The organism is Moritella sp. (assembly GCF_033791185.1).
Lineage (GTDB): Bacteria > Pseudomonadota > Gammaproteobacteria > Enterobacterales > Moritellaceae > Moritella.
This window is the reverse complement of the sequence record NZ_JASJHF010000254.1, coordinates 1-19,605: the sequence shown is the minus strand read 5'-3', so window position 1 is coordinate 19,605 and position 19,605 is coordinate 1. Positions and strand designations below refer to the sequence as shown.

17 protein-coding genes are annotated in these 19,605 nt (G+C 40.6%); 8 read left to right on the top strand and 9 right to left on the bottom strand.

The window, feature by feature from the left end; all coding sequences use genetic code 11:
* The 3 genes from QNK26_RS14810 to QNK26_RS14800 form a co-directional block, all read left to right on the top strand.
* Nucleotides 1-1,042: ABC transporter permease (locus QNK26_RS14810; protein ID WP_319224409.1), on the top strand; the 1,042-nt coding region annotated here is incomplete at its 5' end.
* Between the two features lie 35 nt (nt 1,043-1,077).
* Nucleotides 1,078-1,779 carry an ABC transporter ATP-binding protein gene (locus QNK26_RS14805; protein ID WP_319224407.1) on the top strand — a complete coding sequence of 234 codons (702 nt, stop codon included), beginning with the start codon at nt 1,078-1,080 and terminating at the stop codon, nt 1,777-1,779.
* Between the two features lie 5 nt (nt 1,780-1,784).
* Entirely contained in the window at nt 1,785-3,068 is a 1,284-nt protein-coding gene (locus QNK26_RS14800; protein WP_319224405.1) for a hypothetical protein, read from the top strand.
* Nucleotides 3,069-3,351: 283 nt separating this feature from the next.
* Here QNK26_RS14800 and QNK26_RS14795 read toward each other — a convergent pair whose 3' ends face one another.
* Nucleotides 3,352-3,546: a DUF1059 domain-containing protein gene (locus tag QNK26_RS14795; RefSeq protein ID WP_319224402.1), complete on the bottom strand. Its 195-nt coding sequence runs from the start codon at nt 3,544-3,546 to the stop codon at nt 3,352-3,354.
* A 208-nt stretch (nt 3,547-3,754) separates the two neighbouring features.
* Nucleotides 3,755-4,384, bottom strand: coding sequence for a TetR/AcrR family transcriptional regulator (locus QNK26_RS14790; protein ID WP_319224400.1), 630 nt, complete (start codon nt 4,382-4,384; stop codon nt 3,755-3,757).
* A gap of 333 nt (nt 4,385-4,717) precedes the next feature.
* Between QNK26_RS14790 and QNK26_RS14785 the strand changes: the two genes are divergently transcribed.
* Nucleotides 4,718-5,629, top strand: a complete 912-nt coding sequence (locus tag QNK26_RS14785; RefSeq protein ID WP_319224398.1) for a DUF5692 family protein — start codon at nt 4,718-4,720, stop codon at nt 5,627-5,629.
* 32 nt (nt 5,630-5,661) lie between these two features.
* On the opposite strand, the gene modC is transcribed toward QNK26_RS14785, so the two are convergent.
* From modC to QNK26_RS14760, 5 genes are all read right to left on the bottom strand, one after another.
* Nucleotides 5,662-6,750 (bottom strand): molybdenum ABC transporter ATP-binding protein ModC, encoded by a 1,089-nt coding sequence (modC, locus tag QNK26_RS14780; RefSeq protein WP_319224394.1) that lies wholly within the window; start codon nt 6,748-6,750, stop codon nt 5,662-5,664.
* Nucleotides 6,750-7,436, bottom strand: a complete 687-nt coding sequence (modB, locus tag QNK26_RS14775; RefSeq protein ID WP_319224392.1) for a molybdate ABC transporter permease subunit — start codon at nt 7,434-7,436, stop codon at nt 6,750-6,752. Before modB ends, modC begins: the two co-directional genes overlap by 1 nt.
* A gap of 60 nt (nt 7,437-7,496) precedes the next feature.
* Entirely contained in the window at nt 7,497-8,294 is a 798-nt protein-coding gene (gene modA, locus QNK26_RS14770) for a molybdate ABC transporter substrate-binding protein (RefSeq protein WP_319224389.1), read from the bottom strand.
* A gap of 142 nt (nt 8,295-8,436) precedes the next feature.
* Nucleotides 8,437-9,600 (bottom strand): diguanylate cyclase, encoded by a 1,164-nt coding sequence (locus tag QNK26_RS14765; RefSeq protein ID WP_319224386.1) that lies wholly within the window; start codon nt 9,598-9,600, stop codon nt 8,437-8,439.
* A 209-nt stretch (nt 9,601-9,809) separates the two neighbouring features.
* On the bottom strand, nt 9,810-11,084 hold the full coding sequence (locus tag QNK26_RS14760) for a serine dehydratase subunit alpha family protein (protein ID WP_319224384.1): 1,275 nt from the start codon (nt 11,082-11,084) through the stop codon (nt 9,810-9,812).
* A 353-nt stretch (nt 11,085-11,437) separates the two neighbouring features.
* Here QNK26_RS14760 and QNK26_RS14755 point away from each other — a divergent pair, with 353 nt between their 5' ends.
* Nucleotides 11,438-12,277 (top strand): TOBE domain-containing protein, encoded by an 840-nt coding sequence (locus QNK26_RS14755; RefSeq protein WP_319224382.1) that lies wholly within the window; start codon nt 11,438-11,440, stop codon nt 12,275-12,277.
* Nucleotides 12,278-12,584: 307 nt separating this feature from the next.
* Nucleotides 12,585-13,355, top strand: a complete 771-nt coding sequence (locus tag QNK26_RS14750) for a hypothetical protein (protein ID WP_319224379.1) — start codon at nt 12,585-12,587, stop codon at nt 13,353-13,355.
* A gap of 57 nt (nt 13,356-13,412) precedes the next feature.
* Here the strand turns inward: QNK26_RS14750 and QNK26_RS14745 are convergent, their stop codons facing one another.
* Nucleotides 13,413-15,164: a hypothetical protein gene (locus tag QNK26_RS14745; RefSeq protein WP_319224376.1), complete on the bottom strand. Its 1,752-nt coding sequence runs from the start codon at nt 15,162-15,164 to the stop codon at nt 13,413-13,415.
* Between the two features lie 265 nt (nt 15,165-15,429).
* Nucleotides 15,430-16,812 (bottom strand): L-cystine transporter, encoded by a 1,383-nt coding sequence (locus tag QNK26_RS14740; protein ID WP_319224373.1) that lies wholly within the window; start codon nt 16,810-16,812, stop codon nt 15,430-15,432.
* A gap of 430 nt (nt 16,813-17,242) precedes the next feature.
* Between QNK26_RS14740 and QNK26_RS14735 the strand changes: the two genes are divergently transcribed.
* Entirely contained in the window at nt 17,243-18,430 is a 1,188-nt protein-coding gene (locus QNK26_RS14735) for an acetate/propionate family kinase (protein WP_319224371.1), read from the top strand.
* A 358-nt stretch (nt 18,431-18,788) separates the two neighbouring features.
* The coding region (locus QNK26_RS14730; RefSeq protein WP_319224368.1) for an acetate/propionate family kinase at nt 18,789-19,605 on the top strand (817 nt) is incomplete at its 3' end.

Genomic DNA, 19,605 nt, shown 5'->3' with positions numbered 1-19,605 from the left:
ATATCGCGATGATCCGAGTGTGGTAAACAGTTTTGCCATGCCTGACGCTGCGTTTAGCGCTGCGATGTCGAAGTTACCTGTCACAGATTGGGCGGTGAGGATAAAAGTGCCGGCTGTTATAGCCAGTGAGCGAGATACGCGCGGGGTGATCTTACAGGGTGTTGATGCAGACAAAGAGCAAGCGTTTGGTTTCACACAAGATCAAATAATTGCAGGTCATTATTTGCCTGGACTTACAGCACCGGAAAAGAACCGCAAGGGCATTATTATCGGTCAAAAGTTGGTTGAGAAACTGGAAACCAAACTCGGTCGCCGTATTGTCATCATGTCACAAGATCCGGATAACAACCTTGTCGACCGCGGTTTTATTATTACTGGTATTTATAGTTCGACAATCCCTGGTTTTGAAGAACTTAATGTCTATGCTGACAGACGTTATATCGAAAAAATACTGCATATTCCCAATCAAATCTCTGAGATATCGATTCTCGGTCAGGATTATAATGATGTGACGGCGTTAACTGCTTATGTAAAAAAATATGCCCTAGCATCGTTGGAAACACTTAACTGGTTAGAGCTTGATTCATATTTACGCATGATGTCTCAGGTCATGGACAGTTATGCATTAGTATGGATATTGGTGATATTTTTGGCGCTGTCTTTTGGCCTTGTTAATACCTTGATGATGGCCGTTTTTGAACGTATCCGTGAGATTGGTTTAATGCGAGCGTTAGGCATGCGCGGCACAGGGATTATCAAAATATTGCTGTTGGAATCATCTATGTTGTTGGTATTGGGACTAATTATCGGTAATGCCTTGTCTTTATTGATGTTGTATTTAATTCGCGATGGTATCGACCTTTCTTCAGTAGCAGATGGCATGGCGATGTTTGGCTATGGCGCGGTATTACATGCGCAATTTATTTTGTCAGACTTGTTACTGGCAAATGGTGTGGTTATTAGCTTGGGTTTGCTGATCTGTTTGTATCCAGCTTGGAAAGCGTCCCGATATGATCCTATTATTGCACTAAATAAATATTGATGTCGCACTAAATAAATATTGAATTGAGAGGCGTGATGAGCAATATAATATGTAAAAATGTGTATAAGACTTTTATCCAGGGTGATAGCAAAATAAAAGGTTTGGATAATATTCAGCTGACTATCGAAAAAGGTGATTTCCTGTGTTTATCTGGCCCGTCAGGCTCAGGTAAAACCACATTATTAAATACCTTAGGTGGTTTACTTACCCCCGATAGCGGCGAAGTATTTATTGACCAGCTTGATATTATGCAGCTGGATAATAATGGGTTAGCTGACTTACGTTTAGAGAAAATTGGTTTTGTGTTTCAAGCTTATAATTTAATTCCGGTGCTGAGCGCGGTTGAAAATGTTGAGTTTGTGATGCAGGTGCAAGGTGTGCCAGCCAAAGAACGTCGAGAAAAAGCGATTGCCATTTTAGCTGAGGTTGGCTTGGCGGATATGATCAACCGTCGCCCATCGGAGTTATCCGGTGGTCAGCAGCAACGTGTTGCCGTGGCGCGTGCGATCGTGAGTAACCCTGCAATGATCCTCGCGGATGAACCGACCGCAAATTTAGATTCCAAATCGGCGATAGCATTAATGGCGCTGTTGGTGCGTTTAAATCGGCAGCATGCTGTGACGCTTGTGTTAGCAACCCATGATGCGCGGGTGATGGATTACGCACCCCGACAAATCAAAATGGAAGACGGCCGTATCATCCAAGATTATCGAATCGATACGAAGCAAATACAGTGAGAGTCTTGCATCTAATTTTACAGCTGGTCTGTTTTACAGTTATCTTTAATTTCGCTGCTTATGCAAACGACAGTGCATGGACGTCTACGCTAAATGAGCATGTCGAGATACAAGGCCATCTAAAGTTAAGCGGCTCACTGTCTGATACAGACCACAACAGTATTTATGATGCTATTGGATACTCTGACCTTAAAGGTATCAATAGTGATGCTCGGCTGAATATCGACGGTTATTGGGGGCCATGGCAAGTTGAACTTGATTATCAGTTGTTGCTGACTTACGGTGATATGCAATCACTGAGTCATACGCCGCTTGGCTTCAGCCTAGGGTCGAGACCAATCAATGATGATAGGCGTTTGTTTAATTTAACCCAGACAGTCGTTGATGATAAAAATGCAGCCTTAACCCAGCGCTTAGACAGAGCGGCAGTTAATTACAGCAAAGATGCGTTGGTAGTAAAAATAGGCCGACAAGCGATTAGCTGGGGTAATGGATTGGTATATACACCGATGGATCTGTTTAACCCGTTTGATCCAGCGTCGATTGTGACTGAATATAAAACCGGTGATGACATGATCTACAGTCAGTACCTGTTTGATAGTGGTAATGACGTGCAGTTTGTGTGGGTTGCGCGAAGAGATGAACATGGCAATGTCACTGATGATGTGGATTCCAATGCGATCAAATATCATTTTTTTCAAGCGCAATCTGAATGGGATCTGTTAATCGCCAATCATTTTAGCGATCAAATTGTGGCACTTGGCAATGTCACTAATGTAGGTGGTTCGGTATTAAGTGGTGATCTGATTTATACCCATATGGATACCGATAATGTGCTGAGCGCTGTTATCAACGCATCTTATTCTTGGGTGTTATTTGATAAAAACATGTCTGCGTTTGTGGAGTATTTTTATAATGGATTTGGTCAAAAAGGAGGTGATTACAGTTCTGCAGCATTGGCTGATAATCCGGCATTATGGCAGCGGCTTGAGCGCGGTGAGCTTTATACGTTGGGACAACAATACTTCACCACATCGATGAGTATTGAAATGACGCCACTGTGGCTGTTAACCCCGAATGTATTTGTTAACCTGTCAGACAATTCAGCGCTGCTGCAACTGATTAGTTCACATAATCTCACTCAAAATACCCAGTTAACCACAGCCTTTAGTCTACCTGTTGGCCCTGATGGCACAGAATTTGGCGGGGTGAAGGTCACTCAGCAGGGTAACTCTAAATACTTGTCAACCGAGTGGACTTTGTTTGCTGAATTAGCGTGGTATTTTTAATATGATTCGATGGCGTCTAATATTTCTTCTCTAATCTCACACGACCAAACGATAAAAGCTAGTATACATACCTAGAAATCAATCCTGTAAAGCGGCTAAATATGAACGTTACCCAACCTGAGTCAGATGTTAATGCGCAATAATGGCCGATTTACGCTTGGTGGTGTACTTTAGCTATTATATGAATCATGATTTTTTAGATTAACAAACAGTGTGACGAGAAAGGCTGCTTTTGTTTAAATCAGCAAAAAATCAGCCTTTTTTGATAAGACAGCCTACCTAGTTACATCGGTGGCGTACCTTGTTTAAATTCTTTAGTTATATTGTCCCTGAATTCTGGCGTATCTTCATAACCATGTACTTTAGTGCCATGTTCGACAACGGCTTTTAGCAGTTCTTCTTTAGAATCAGCTGCAAGTGCCACTGAGCATTTCACATCACCAGGGTAATCGCGACAATCAATATAATATCTGGCCATAATTATGTACCTCTTAAGCCTGTAAAATTGTCGAGTCGGCATCGAATCATGGAGCTGATTTAGTCGACCGATGTTAAGAACAAATTAGTTATGTTCCAGAGCTTAATTATAGCAAAATCTCACCGTATTCCAGCGAAAGCTAAAATCAAAACGGCTGCGCTAATATATCTTCGAACTATTACCTACAGACCTTTGGCTGATATGAAGCTTACTTAATCGGCACTGTGTATTCTTTCATCCACAGGATCACGTTTTCCACGAATATCTTTTTAAACTGTTCTGGGGTGCCAAAATTGCCGCAGAAACACATGCGCATAATTGAACTAAGCTGAATACTCATTAATAAAATGAATTGCTTCAGCTGGGCTTCATCCTTTGGTTTTGCGACTTTTCTGACTTGTAGGTACATCTTATCTGCTTTGAGTGTGGAGTCATAAGTCGCAAGGTTTATGAGATCCTTATTAATCGAGTCAGACCAGATCTGCTGTAATGCGGACTCATTTTTGTGTAGTGCATATATATCATCGAAGTTTTCACTCAATACTTTTTCTAAGTCATCAAACGATTGTAAGTTTTGCGCGTGTTTTTCAACAATCGTGTGGATTTGTGCCATAAACTGTTGAGCGAGAGACTGAACCATGGTGTCTTTATCTGCAAAGTATTGATAAAGCGAGCTTGGTGACGTGTTGGCACGACTTGCTATTTCGGTAATTTTAAGGTTACTGATGCCTTGTTCTTCAATCAACTCTTTTACAGCCTGAAGGATCACTTCAACACGCTCTTTACTGCGATTTTGGCTTGGACTACGGCGGCGACTTTTTTCTTGTTTTAAATTCATCAGGTTTACTCTGGATACAATTATCGAAGCATAATAGCATAATGGAATATTTGTTAAAGATAGCACATTAAGTTACGACACTCTGTCAAGTCCTTGTTATTTAGTGATTTATAGCACAAATTTAAATGTGAATAATTTTACATTTTGACTTTTAGATCCTAAAAGGTGAATAATAAATGTGAAAGTTTTTCACATTACTGTTCTTCACGTTACTGCTTTCTTGGCATTAATAGACAATCGATATGACATGACTATGTCGATCATTAATTGAGAGATAACAGCGCGAGGCATGAGTAAATTCATTTTAATATTATAATGTTAAGGATAATGTGTATGTTTTTCTTTGAATCGATCCCTTGGTACAGTGTTGTTATGGGCATGGTTATATTGGTTGCACTCATTGCACTGAATGAAATTTCTAGACGAAGTATGATTGCGGGTATAGCGTGTTTTGTGGTGTTGCCGTTATTTTTGTCTTTTTTTATCTGGCCTACAACGACAACTTTTGAAGGTTCTACCGTTAACACTTGGTTCCATTGGGCAAAAGTATATTCGGTAATTGCAGCGTGCATTGGCTTTATGGCGATGCGTTATATTAAAGTCGTGGGCACGAATAAATGGATGCTATTTTTCCCCGCATTTATCCTTGGCATTAATATTTTTGAAGCGGTGTTACGTGAATTCCAAACATCAGGTTTCGATGGTTTACACGATGGCATGATGATTGTTGGTGGCAGCTGGAATATCGTTAACGGTATTGCTGGGCTATTAAACATTGTTACTATTTGTGGTTGGGCTGGTATTTACATTACCCGTGATAAAAACAAAGACATGGTATGGCCTGACATGCTTTGGTTCTGGATCATTGCTTATGATCTATGGAACTTTGCTTATGTTTATAACTGTGTACCTGACCACTCATTCTACGCGGGTATGATCTTACTGCTGTCTTGTACTATTCCTGCATTCTTCATCAAGAAAGGTGCCTGGTTACAACATCGAGCGCATACGTTGGCGTTTTGGATGATGTTTGTAATGACATTCCCAGGGTTTGTTGATACCTCTATGTTTGCGGTTAAAGCTTCAGGTAGCACAACGGCAATGTGGTCAATCAGTATCCTCAGTATTCTTGCTAATATTGCGGTATTCGTTTATCAAGTTCGTAAGATCCGTAAAAATAAGTTAAATCCGTTAAAACATGAATTGTATACGGACTTAAAAGCGTATCAAGAAGTGGGGCAATAAAGTAACCAGTTAGTTTAAATTGGTTTCATACATTAACACGACTGCGCTAATTCACTTGCTGTCATGCTCACTCCTTTGATCTGAGCATAGACAGCTTGCCCAACGGTTAGCGCTAAATCATCACCTGCCCAAGGGGTGATGTTCGCCCAGATATGGTCATCACCAAACGCCAGTTTAACTTGCACGTTATCACTCGATTGTGAATGAGTGATCTCGGTGATCGTCGTCGGCAGAATATTTCGAATACTGCTGTCTTGTGGACGAGTAAGACACACGGATACATGGTTGGCATGAATACGTACACGGAGTTTACTGTTAACGGGTAAAGGTAATCCATTGATCCACAGATAAGTACCATCAGTGAGTGATAACTTACTCATGCGATAACCTGCATTCAACTCTGTGACTATCGCCATTAATAATGAACTTTGCTCTTTAGCAGGCAGCCAAGGGCGCATTTCAGTACTGTCCCAAACGGCTTGTAAGGGGCCATTGACCAATACTTTACCTTTATCTAATACCAGCATGCTATCAGCCAGTTGTAAGATCTCATCTAAGCTATGACTGACATAGATGATCGGTAAATTAAGGGTTTTAGCCAACTCTAACAAATAAGGTATGAGCTCTCGTTTACGCGGTAAATCTAATGCTGCAAGTGGTTCATCCATTAATAACATTTGCGGTCGAGTTAGTAGGGCTCGGCCGATAGCAACACGCTGTTTTTCACCGCCAGAAAGGGTCGATGGATAACGGGTTAATAGCTCGTCTAAACCAAGTAATTTAACCACAATATCAAAATGCTCTTGGTCTTTATCTTTATTCCCATAATTAAGATTGCCACGTACGCTGTAGTGAGGGAATAAACGTGCTTCTTGAAACACATAACCAATACGACGACGTTCAGGCGGTAGATTTATGCCTTGCTGCTGGTGGTAAAGGTGCCGATCACCTAAGGTAAGTTGACCGTTATCAGGTGTTGATAAACCACCAAGGATATTCACTAATGAGGTTTTACCTGCACCCGAACGACCAAATACAGCGCAAATTCCTTGCATCGGGATCTGGGCGTTTACCTGCAAGTCTAAATCGCCAAGTTGTTTATTGATATTAATAGTTAACATTATGACGCGACTCGCTGCTGGGCTTTTTTGGCTAACCACTGTGATGCCGTGAGTGATAACACGGCAATAATAATCGCAATCACACACAAGCGTGCTGCTTCATGCTCAGCGCCAGGGGTCTGGATAAAGGAATACATGGCGAGTGGAATTGTCCGAGTCTCGCCGGGAATATTAGATACAAAGGTAATGGTAGAACCAAACTCGCCTAAGCTACGGGCAAAGGCCAATACCATACCTGAGACAATACCGGGTAGGGTTAACGGCAGGGTGATGGTTAAAAACACCCGTAAGCGGTTACTACCCAGGGTGCGTGCCGCTTGCTCTAAGCGGATATCGACGCTTTCAAATGACAAGCGGATCGCGCGCACCATTAATGGAAAAGAAACAATTGCCGCCGCTAATGCAGCTCCGCGCCAACTAAAACTGAAACTCCAGCCAAACCAATCATAAAGTACCGCGCCAATACTGCCTTGACGGCCCATAGATATTAACAAGATATAACCAATCACCACCGGCGGTAATACCAAAGGTAAGTGAATTAGACTGTCAAATAGCGATTTACCCGGGAAGTCACAACGAGCGAGTATCCACGCACAGACGATGCCAAAAGGTAGACTGAATAATACCGCTACACTGGATACTTTTAAACTCAGCAGCAGGGCTGCAATTTCATAATCACTTAACAAAGCTATTTACCTTAAAACAGAATGTACTTTAAAACAGAGCTGGCCTTAAAAGAATGTACCTTAAACAGAGAGTACCTTAAAACCGTGTTTTACAAATATTGCTTGTACAGTGTCTGTTTGCAAGTATTGATAAAATGCGGTAGCTGCTGGCTTAGCATTACGGTTAATCATGACCAGCGGATATTCAATCGCGTTATGACTACTTGCAGGGAAGGTGGCGAGGGTTTTTACTTTTTTAGCAACCAGCGCGTCAGTTGCATAAACAATACCAAACGGAGACTCACCACGTTCAACGAGGGCTAATGCGCCGCGCACGTTATTCGCACGGGCCAATAACGGCATCGCTTGCTGCCACAAATCTAAACTTTTTAATGCTTGTTTGGCGTAACGTCCTGCGGGTACATGATCGGGATCGCCTACTGCAATGCGGCTATCGCCCACGGCGGTGGTGATATCCCAGTCTTTGGTTAGCGCTAGATTGCTGACAGGGCTGGTATTTGGGGCTATAAGCACCAGTGAATTGCGTAATAAGGTCACTCTCGTCTCTGCTGCAACTGCATGTTGGCTGACCAAGTAATCCATCCACTGTTGATTTGCGGATAGATAGAGTTGTGCTGGCGCACCTTGTGCGATTTGTCTTGCTAATGTTGATGATGATGCAAATGAGAATACCGGATCTATCTTTGCTGGGTTTGCGATAATATCTGTCTTAAATGTCTCGCCGACTTCGGTGAGCGCATTGGTGAGCGATGCCGCTGCAAAGATAATTACACGCTCTTCTGCTATCACGTTACTGCTGAGCATAAACAAAATAATGGCCGTGAGTTGTAGTAATTTATTGCGATAGCGTGCTGTCATTTACAATCTCTTATGTCTGTTTTTATTGGCGTTTGAGGCTGATTTACACATCGATATATAGTCTGCTATATATCGATGTGTAAATTCTAGCCTTGTTGATGGGAATGCACAAGGCTAATTTTTAGCTAGGAATGTTTCTCGATTAAGCGATGATACGATTGCGACCTGCGTTCTTTGCTTCGTATAGCTTCATATCAGCGCGCTTTAATGTATCGGCAAAACTAGCGTCACTCTGACTATTGTGCAATGCAATTCCAGCACTTAATGTGACACTAAACTCATTCTCATCATTTATAAAACACATTTCTGAAACTTGATGACGGATCATTTCAGCCATATCCATTGCAGACATTTCATTTTTAAAGAAGCCTATTAAAACAAACTCTTCGCCGCCATAACGTATGCAGTAGTCGCTTGTTTTGGCATTATTGCGGATTACGGTGGCGACTTGTTTTAGTACCAGGTCTCCGTGATCATGACCGTGTATATCGTTGACCGATTTAAAATGGTCAAGATCGATGAATATTGCAGTAAGGTGATAATCGGTTAGCTTGCTGTGATTAAGCAGAGCAGGTGAGACCTGTTTTAAAAAACGTTTGCTATATAAATTAGTGAGGGCGTCGCGTACCGATAATTCACTGAGTTGATGAACAAAATAGTTAATAATAACGACAGTTGTAAAAATAAAAATGAAGAAGCCAAACAGCAAGAACCCTGACGTTTTGAATACCGCCCAGAAAATATTCGTTTTCATATCATCAAGGTAAATACCTGTACCAACTAACCAATCCCAATCGGTATAGTGGGCCACATAAGATATTTTCGGGTACTCTTCAGATGTATTTAATTTAGGCCAAGTATAAGAAACCCAGCCGCCGCCATTTTTGGCTACGCGGTCAAATTCTTGAAAAATATACTTACCGGAACTGTCTGCCCAATTGGTCATATTGAGGCCGACTAGGTTAGGCATATAAGGTTGAATAAGGATCTTGCCTTGACTATCGTTGATCCAAAAATAGCCATCTTCACCATAAGTTGCCGCTTCAAGCGTGCGCATCGCCATCTGCTGAGCTTCAATTGTAGTTAACTTTTTTGATAATTCTAATTGGCGGAAATGTTGAATAATTCCGAGGGCAGAGTCAACGAAATGTTTAGATTGCGCTTTTTTTTCTTCTTCTAGACTGCTAGAAAAAGAGTGGTAAAAAAACAATACAAAGGCAACTATTCCAATAATAATCATTACAGACAGACCAACCAACTTATTTTGGAGAGGGAGTCGATACGACTTTGGAGATAGATTGTGCATTGTTAATCCTAATAAAGAAAAAGAGCTGTTTTGATATCAACATGGTGGGTGAAAAATCAATGCGCAATTATATATGTTTATTGCTTCATTGGCGCAATTATTTAGCATTGATTTACATGTTACCATTAAAGTTAGCGGTAACTTTAATGGTAACAACACAATAGGACGAATTGCACTAGTGGATTATTTCGTTGCTTATTTAATCAGTGTTATGCAGACATAATATTAATGATCGTAGCGTCAGTGTTAACCATACCATTTGTGACTAGCATGCCAATATTACGGATACTTGATTCAATGTCATGGGCAATGATGCCTTGGTCAAATGCTTGGGTATCATTCATGGCTAACATGAAAGCGGTGACTGCACTGCTCGTTGATGTTTTCACTTTCATTGCACAGGTTGATTTTGCGCCATCGCACACCATGCCAGAACAGTCGCTTAACACATTTTGGATGGCATAACATGACTGTTCATAATTACCGCCAGCAAGATAAACCATCGCCATTGCCGCTGACGCACTGGTGACCGTGTTACCACAGAATGCGGATAAAGGTGGGTAATGCTGCTTAATATAAATAGCCCCTAGGTGACTTAAAATAAGGGCGCGCGCCAGTTGTTCATCATTGGCCTGATAATGTTTTGCGATCATCGCGACAGGAACTGTTGCAGCAATACCTTGATTACCGCTGCCGTAATTACTCATCGCAGGTAATGTGGCGCCTCCCATTCGCGCATCTGATGCCGCTGAAGTGCGCATGATAATCGAATTATTTAGGTCTGCGCTCATAAAACCGCTTTTGATATTCTTTGCTATGGTACGACCGACTTGGAGACCATAACCATTGCTCAAGCCTTCATCTGCTAAGTTTGAATTTAATTTAGCGGCTTCCAGAATAAAGGCTATATCGTCAAAATCGGTGCCCATCGCGTAATCATAGATACCTTGGATAGTGATATCGAGTTCATCAGCGCTATTACTCGGAGTTTGCGCCGAACAACCGTTATTAGTGAATACTAGATTACCGTTTAGTGTTGTTTTGGTTATTTGAGTGTGACCACCACTGATCTCGACAATCGCAATATCATCTTGAGACTGTGCTTGTACGTGGCAATAGATAAACTCTTTTGATTCTGTTCGCTTAACAATGACATTACCTGTATCAATTAAGGCTTGTGCATGTGCGACTTGGAGAGGCGTTACGTGTGCCAGAACTTCTAACCCAGCATCTGGATCACCAGCTACCGCGCCAACTGCAGCGGCAATCGCTAAGCCTATTTTCCCGGTACCAGGTACAAATACACCCATCGAATTTTTATAGAGATTATCGGAAACGTGGACGGTAATTTGTGCTGGTGTTGTGGGTAACATACTTGCGGCAACGGCCGAGGCGTAGGCGGCTGAGATTGGTTCAGTACAACCTAATGCTGGTTTTACAAAAGTATTAAGTAGTTGTTTATATTGCAGCCATTGATTAGTCATCGGTATTCCTCATTGATGCTGAAGAATACCCTCAGCAGCGCCAGTGCCTGACGTTAATTTACATTTCAGTGCTTACTCTACACCTATGTTTAGAGAATATTTTTTCATATATTGAGTTATTTATATGTGTAAAGAGAATAAAATTTCCTAATTTGTCGAAGTTGCCTATAATTTTGAGAGTGGTTCACACTTATTCGCTGTTTTTATTCGCTGTAATGTCATTTAGTGAGGTTTATTTTTCTGTGTAATTTTAAGGCGAGTCCTATTACATAGGATTGTCGTGATCGGCGGAGTTGTTATTATTTTTCTGATGACGCACAATACCAATCTCATTTTTAAGCTGATGATATACCATGGATTTAAAAGCATTGTTGACCATTTCTGTTGCCGATAAAGTGTTTGCTAACCCAAAACGGATCGCGCTACTGCAGCAAATTCAAGCCTGCGGCTCGATTAGCCAGGGAGCTAAACTTGCAGGAATGAGTTACAAGACGGCATGGGACTCGGTTAAAGACATGAATACCCGGTTACCTGACCCCGTGGTAAATAGTGAAAAAGGCGGTAAAGGGGGAGGGGGGGCAAAACTGACTGCTTTTGGTGAACGTTTATTGCAGATGTATGCGTTGACTGACCAAATGCAGGATATGGTATTAGCAGCATTGCAAAACCAGACTATACCAATGAATAGTTTGTTAGATGTGATGGGACATCTAGCCTTGAAAACCAGTGCTCGTAATCAATTATCTGGCACGATCATGTCGTTAGAGCATACAATAAGTGCAGTTGACACTATTCCGGACCGTCTAAATAGCCGTATTCAAGTGGCCCTTGCCAATGGTTTAACTTTGCATGCAACTGTGACTCAAAGCAGCTGTGCACGTTTGTCATTAACCGTAGGCAAGCCTATTTTATTACTATTTAAAGCGCCAGCAGTCAGTATTACACGTGATAAAATTGTGGATGAAAATAGTAATCAAGTATTGAGTGTGGTTCATGAAATCCACAGCAATAGTCAGACAACGGAAGTGACTTTAGCTATTCTTGATGAACATGCCGTGGCCAAAAGCATTGGGCCAAAAATGATCTATGCCTCGATTGATACACAGTTAGCTAATCAGCTTCAGCTTGTTGTTGGCGGTCAGTATTATGCGGTATTTTCATCCACTCAAACCATTATTGCTTGTATGAGTTAGCTGTCTTTTTACATGGTAAGCCTTGCTATTCCGGCCATGATGCCCCCCTAGAATAATCGGACTGAATACCGATTATTGATTGACGTTCACTTGCCGTTATAACTTTATTTCAATCATATAATATAAAGTTATAGCATTTATTGATTTATGTATTTTTATGGTTATAATGCGCGCAAATTAACTAGATTTACGCATTGTAGTCCATAAGTCAGTTTGTAATTTTGAATGAAAAAGTATTCCACTATGTTTTGATACCGCTAACATCGCTTTACCCAGTTAATATAAGTTTATTATTGTAGAGATTTTTATGAGTCGATTTTTAATTACACTGATGTTATTACTATCTGTGAGCATTAATGCACAGCAATCGCAAGACTCTAGACCGTTAGTGTTAGAACTTAACTCGATCGAGTTGAACACCGTTGAATTTAAAGCCATTGAAACGTCAACTGCAGAGTTTGTCAATTATACGGCCACGGGACCCGAATCTGAGCAGATAATGGCGTTAGGTAAGGAAATTATTTCTGTTATTGACGCAGGACTTGTCGAACTGCATAAGATGAATCCAAAGCACGTGAAAGCAATACATCATTTACTGGAATATGTTGAAAGTGATCACCAACGCTATATGAAACCGTTTAATATTGTTGTGGAAGGGACTCAAAGTAGTAAAGCATTGTACGCCACACATGATACGGTTTTTCAAGCGGCAGGTATGTGGTTGAAAGATTTATCTTACCAGTACACCGATGACACTTTTACCTACCAAGTATCGACAGACGCTAAAGAAGAGTTGTATTTTTCTTATCGGCTCACGGTTAATTTATCCGGTGCGATCATATTGTGTAAAACGGATGGCATGGAAGAACGTTGTTTAAGCGAAAATTTAACAGAAGAACGTGTTATTTATACGGATAACTTAACGACAATCTCTGGTGTCGTTGATTTTAATGGTTTTGAAGATGAGTCATTTATTCACTTTTATCCCGATACAGATACCGCAAAGCAGACTGATATAATTGATAATTTAGATAAGCGCGATGTTAAGGTAAGACATGACTGTACTGAGGTTAATTAAGGGGCACATTAAGGTCCCCTTTATCTATTTGTTATCGAGTGTAAATTAGCCTAATATTTAAGGCGCAATTACAGCTGGCGGCCTTAAATCCATATACGAATTAACTTCAATTCCGTGTTCATTTATCTGCAATCCGGTGTTGAATCTAAGGTTGTAATTTTTCATCTCCTCCAGCTCTGGAGGTATTTGCTGGTCACTGAATTCAGCTGCAGTGACAAGAGGTGTAAAAGCTTTACTGTAATCGATGGATAAACTGTAAATCCCTGTTGCTGTTATTGGACTCTCACCTAGCGCTATCGCTAACTTTTCGGATTTATCCCCATTGAAAATAACCATATGCTCTTTATGCATGATTAGTTTGGGATTGATCCCCGGTAATGGCTTAAATGGTATTAATGACGATAATTCAACAATGGTTCCGTTAGCGGGGAGTTTTACATCGCTAAGTTCAGGTCTAAACGTTGACATAAGATTAAATAATGTCCTTGGATCGTTAGCTGATAAACTCATGATTGCATCTAAGTTTTTGATGGTTAATTCATTTTGGTCTTCATCGAGATTGTAATCAATGACTGCGCCAGAAATGCCTTTAACCCCATTCGCCATAGCCGTCATCATACCTAACATGACGGGATTGTTTTGTTGGATTGCAGATTGCATCTGCTGTAATGGTGGACAACTATAACTTGGTTGTTGTAGCTCACTCCAAATACGACTGATAGCGGGGGATACACTGCTGATATCAAGTCCAACTCCAAGGGCTAAAACAGTGTTATTTAAGTCGTTGACGTATTTGGGAATGAAACCTGTCATTGTTGTTAAAGCGCTGAGTATTGTCTGATTGTTACTTTCGACAACCATTGCCATATCGAGCGTTGTAGCCTGTTCATTAATATCAAATTGGTTAAAGCCAAATACGGTACGAGGCCAGTTATCAGCGATACGATTGAGTTCAATCTTACACTGTGGTTGTTGATAGACGCGTAAGTGATCTTGCTTTTCTAAACTCATTAGCTTGCTAATATGTTGACCGAGCAAACTCTCGTTTGGCGAGGTGATCGCTTGGGCTATCGCTTTGTGATTGATATAGCTGATAGCGTCCTTGGTAAAGCGATGTTTGGTCATAATGTCGTCGAGTTGCGTAGAGTTTGCTAATGCATGTTCTACAGGCGTTATACCTAGGGCATTTTCTAACAGCTGCGGGTCATTTAATTCGCTATTAAAAGTCACGGTTAATATATTATTATGCTGACTAATAATTAATTCTACTTGTGTTTTATCAGTGTCTTCGGTAAGTCTATAAATACGATAGTCGCGCTGTTTAATTTGACCTTGTTCATGCGGAAAGCCACTTTCTGCCTCAGCTTTGTCTAATAATGCCCATATTGCATCAGGGTTAATGATATCAACTTTAAATACTGGCACCATGCCCAAAGTGTAAACGTAGGCGTGAAGTTCTTCTGCAATACCAAATGTGGCCATAAAGGCATCTGCGTTTTGCATGCTTTCTAAGTAAATTTTGATTAATATTAAGAAAAAATTGACCTTGGTATCTGCCGGGTCATAACTCTCACTTGCGTATAAAGAGGCCATCAGTTCATCAGGTGATTGACTATAAGTACCACGCATTGAGTTAATATAAGCTTTTATAGGGAAGGGTGTTAATTGACCGGAAAACAAGGCGGTATCTGTCGGAATGTAACTTAGAGCAGTATGTTTATTTGATATTGCTGTTGAGTGCTGTGTGAGTAGGTAGCCACCCGTTGCGATTGCGCCAATTAAAGCGCCTGCAATTAAAATCCGTTTCATCGTATCTAATCCATTTATATTTTGTTAATTACAGTATGGTATATTTTTACGTCTTTAGTTATTACCTGTGGTGTAAGTGTACGCTGGTGATCCTCGTAAACATGATAGGCTAACTAGATGACATGGAAACTTTTCGTTGCGGTAATATGTGGCTCAATGAGAATGATGTAAGGTTTGTAAATGATAAATAGTCGATATAAAAATGCCTATCAGCGTTAACTAATAGGCATTTTTATGACTAGATTCTTCTACCAACCGTTATCAATTAAGCCGGTGTTTGTTCTATCGCTGTTTCTACTGGCTTATTATTTTTTGACTTTAATAATCGACTTGTTATCGTTCCTGCTGCCATCGAACCACTGACGTTTAACGCTGTTCGAGCCATATCGATTAATGGTTCAATTGAAATAAGTAGTGCCGCGATCGTCACCGGCAAGCCCATCGCGGGTAATACGATAAGTGCAGCAAATGTAGCGCCGCCACCGACCCCGGCAATACCGAACGAACTCACCATGATAATTGCCACTAATGAGAGAATGAAGCTAAAGTCCATTGGATCAATGCCGACACTTGGCGCGACCATTACCGCTAGCATGGCAGGGTAGATACCCGCACAACCATTTTGACCTATGGTGGCACCAAATGAAGCTGATAGATTGGCAATCGCTGGTGGCACGTTTAGTTCGTTGATTTGTGCTTCGACGTTTAACGGAATACTTGCGGCACTGCTGCGTGAGCTAAATGCAAACGTGAGTACCGGCCAAATTTTCTTGAAATACTCTGTTGGCTTAACACCAACCAATGAAACTAATACACCGTGTATAACAAACATCAATAGGATCGCCACGTAAGATGCAACGATAAAACCGAGTAAGTTAAGAATATCACTTGGGCTTGATGTGGCGACCACTTTCATCATTAACGCTAAGATACCGTAAGGTGTGATCGCCATGATCATTTTCACTAAACGCATGACAATGGCTTGTGATACATCGACAAAAGTATGAATTGGTTTTGCTAATTCGGCATTTTCAGCACTTACTTTTAGCGCCGCAATACCGACTAGAATACCAAAGATAACCACAGCAATAATCGATGTGGAACGCGAACCAGTTAAATCAGCAAACGGGTTAGTAGGGATAAAGCTAACTAACATCTGTGGAATGCTTAGATCACTGACTTGACCGACGCGTGATTCAATTACAGCAACACGAGCTATTTCACGAGAACCTTCTGTTAGACCCTCTGCCGATAAACCAAATAGTTGGGCGATACCAATGCCGACAAGTGCTGAAAGCATGGTGGTAAATAACAACACTGCAATTGTTAAACCACTAATTTTCCCCAGTGAACCTGAGCGATCAAGTTTAACAACGGCTGAAATCATTGATACTAATACTAATGGCATGATCACCATCTTTAGCAAACCAACGTAGCCTTTACCGACAATATCGACCCAAGCGAGCGTTTCTTTAATCACGCTACTGCCTTCGCCGTAGCCTACTTGTAGTATTAAGCCAAATACACTACCTGAAACAAGACCTAATAAAACCAAGCGTGAAAGAGTGTGACCCTTTCGTTGTTGGCTATTTAGTAAATAAATGAGGATACCAAACACCGCTAGGTTAGCGGTAACTACTAATGACATGATGAATTCCTGTGACTGTGTTTAGCTTAAATAGTCGTATTCCACTATCTCGATCTCGTAAGCTAGTTAATTACAATAGGTTGGACTTATTTCAGCAGATTACACTAGCTTTTTTATTCATATAAAGAATTAAAATTTATTAGATATTACTTAATGGCATATAAGAACTTGTTTGAAGCGTAAATTAATGGTGAAAATGTTTTCCAGTAATATTTAGATTTATGAGCTATTCATGAATAGTTTAAGTTAGCGATAACAATGTTTGTAGGATAATTTTATCGATTGATAACTGCTTTAGAACAACAAAAAGTCGGCAGTTAATAAACTTGTTATAAAATTTAGTTGAATTATTCAAAAAATGTTGAATAATAGGGTCACAATATAAGTGGCTGAAGTCACAATAATCGTTTGAAACAGGAATCATATTCATATGTCTAACTCGTTTGTACTAGTGATCAACTCTGGTAGTTCATCTTTAAAGTTCGCGGTTGTAGATTCAAATACCGGTGATGCAGTTCTTAGTGGATTAGGGGAGTGTTTTGGCCTTCCTGAAGCGGTAGTAAGTTGGAAATATGAAGGCCAGAAGTCTGAAGAAGCTATCACAGGTGAAGGTAATCATCACCAATTAGCTATTCAACGTATTGTTGCGCTACTTGAAACTTTAGGTCTAACCTCACAACTTGTTGCCGTTGGTCATCGTATCGTGCATGGCGGTGAAAAATTCACTAGCACAGTACAGATTGATGAATCAGTATTAAACGAGATCCGTAACCTGTCAGATCTTGCACCGCTGCATAACCCTGCTGCTGCCAAAGGCATTGAAGCATCAATGGCTGCGTTTCCGTCATTACCACAATTTGCAGTGTTTGATACTGCATTCCACCAGACTATGCCTGCAAAAGCATTTACTGGTGCGATTTCTCACAAGCTTTACAAAGACTATGGTATTCGTCGTTATGGTTTCCACGGTACCAGTCATTACTTTGTTAGCCGTGAAGCCGCTAAGATGATTGATAAACCGATTGAAGAAAGCAGCTTTATTTCCGTGCATCTAGGTAACGGTGCGTCAGTATGCGCGATTCGTGATGGTCAAAGTGTTGATACAAGTATGGGCTTTACACCATTAGCAGGTCTAATGATGGGTACACGTTGTGGTGATTTAGATCCAAGTATCATTGAGTTCTTGCTGAAAAAAGGTTGGTCACAAGATGAAGTGTTTAAAGAGCTGAATACTAATTCAGGCTTTATGGGTGTATCAGGTTTAACTAGTGATTGCCGCGGTATTATCGAAGCGATGGAGCAAGGCCATAAAGGCGCAACATTAGCATTCCAAGTATTTACCTATCGTGTCGCTAAGTATATTGCATCATACATGGTATCGCTTGAATCACTCGACGGTGTTATTTTCACCGGCGGTATTGGTGAAAATGCGCTGCTGGTCCGTCGTGAAGTATTAGCTTACTTGAAGATATTTGGCTACCAAGAAGACCAACAAGCCAATGAAAAAGCGCGATTTGGTAATGGTGGTATTATTACTAAACCAGGTACAGCTGTTGCTATGGTTATCCCAACTAACGAAGAATTTGTTATTGCTCAACAGTCGGTTGAATTGCTGTAAATCATTTAGCTTGTACCTCACTGTATTAAGACTGGTTAGATTGTATTAATAGCACTATAAATAGCAAGATCAAGCTCCTTTAATTGAGCGGGCTTGATTATTAATTGTTTAACGTAGTGCTTATTAAGGGATTGTATAGTGTTTATTAAGAATATAGTCTCATCGTGTGATATTTAATTTTATATATTCACAAATAAATAGAGGTTATGGTTGCTTCAGATCAACGAAACGGTGAGAGTCCGTGTTTTTGTTTGTAAATTCAGTTGAAAGATTATGTAATTATTGAATAATGAGTAATACCCAATAAGTGATGTAAATCACAATAATAATCAGAAACAAAAACAGGAACAATACTTACATGTCTAATTCATTTGTACTAGTGATCAACTCAGGTAGTTCATCTTTAAAATTCGCGGTTATCGATTCAAATACCGGTGATGTAGTTCTTAGTGGGTTAGGGGAGTGTTTTGGCCTTCCTGAAGCGGTAGTAAGTTGGAAATATGAAGGCCAGAAGTCTGAAGAAGCTATCACAGGTGAAGGTAATCATCACCAATTAGCTATTCTACGTATTGTTGCGCTACTTGAAACTTTAGGTTTAACCTCGCAACTTGTTGCTGTTGGTCATCGTATCGTGCATGGCGGTGAAAAGTTCACTAGCACAGTACAGATTGATGAATCAGTATTAAACGAGATCCGTAACCTGTCAGACCTTGCGCCATTGCATAATCCTGCAGCTGCCAAAGGTATTGAAGCGGCAATGGCTGCTTTCCCATCATTACCACAATTTGCAGTGTTTGATACTGCGTTCCACCAGACTATGCCTGCAAAAGCATTTACTGGTGCAATTTCTCACAAGCTTTACAAAGACTATGGTATTCGTCGTTATGGTTTCCACGGTACCAGCCATTACTTTGTTAGCCGTGAAGCCGCTAAAATGATTAATAAACCGATTGAAGAAAGCAGCTTTATTTCAGTGCATTTAGGTAACGGTGCTTCTGTATGCGCGATTCGTGATGGTCAAAGTGTTGATACAAGCATGGGCTTTACACCATTAGCGGGTCTAATGATGGGTACACGTTGTGGTGATTTAGATCCAAGTATCATTGAGTTCTTGCTGAAAAAAGGTTGGTCACAAGATGAAGTGTTTAAAGAACTGAATACTAATTCAGGCTTTA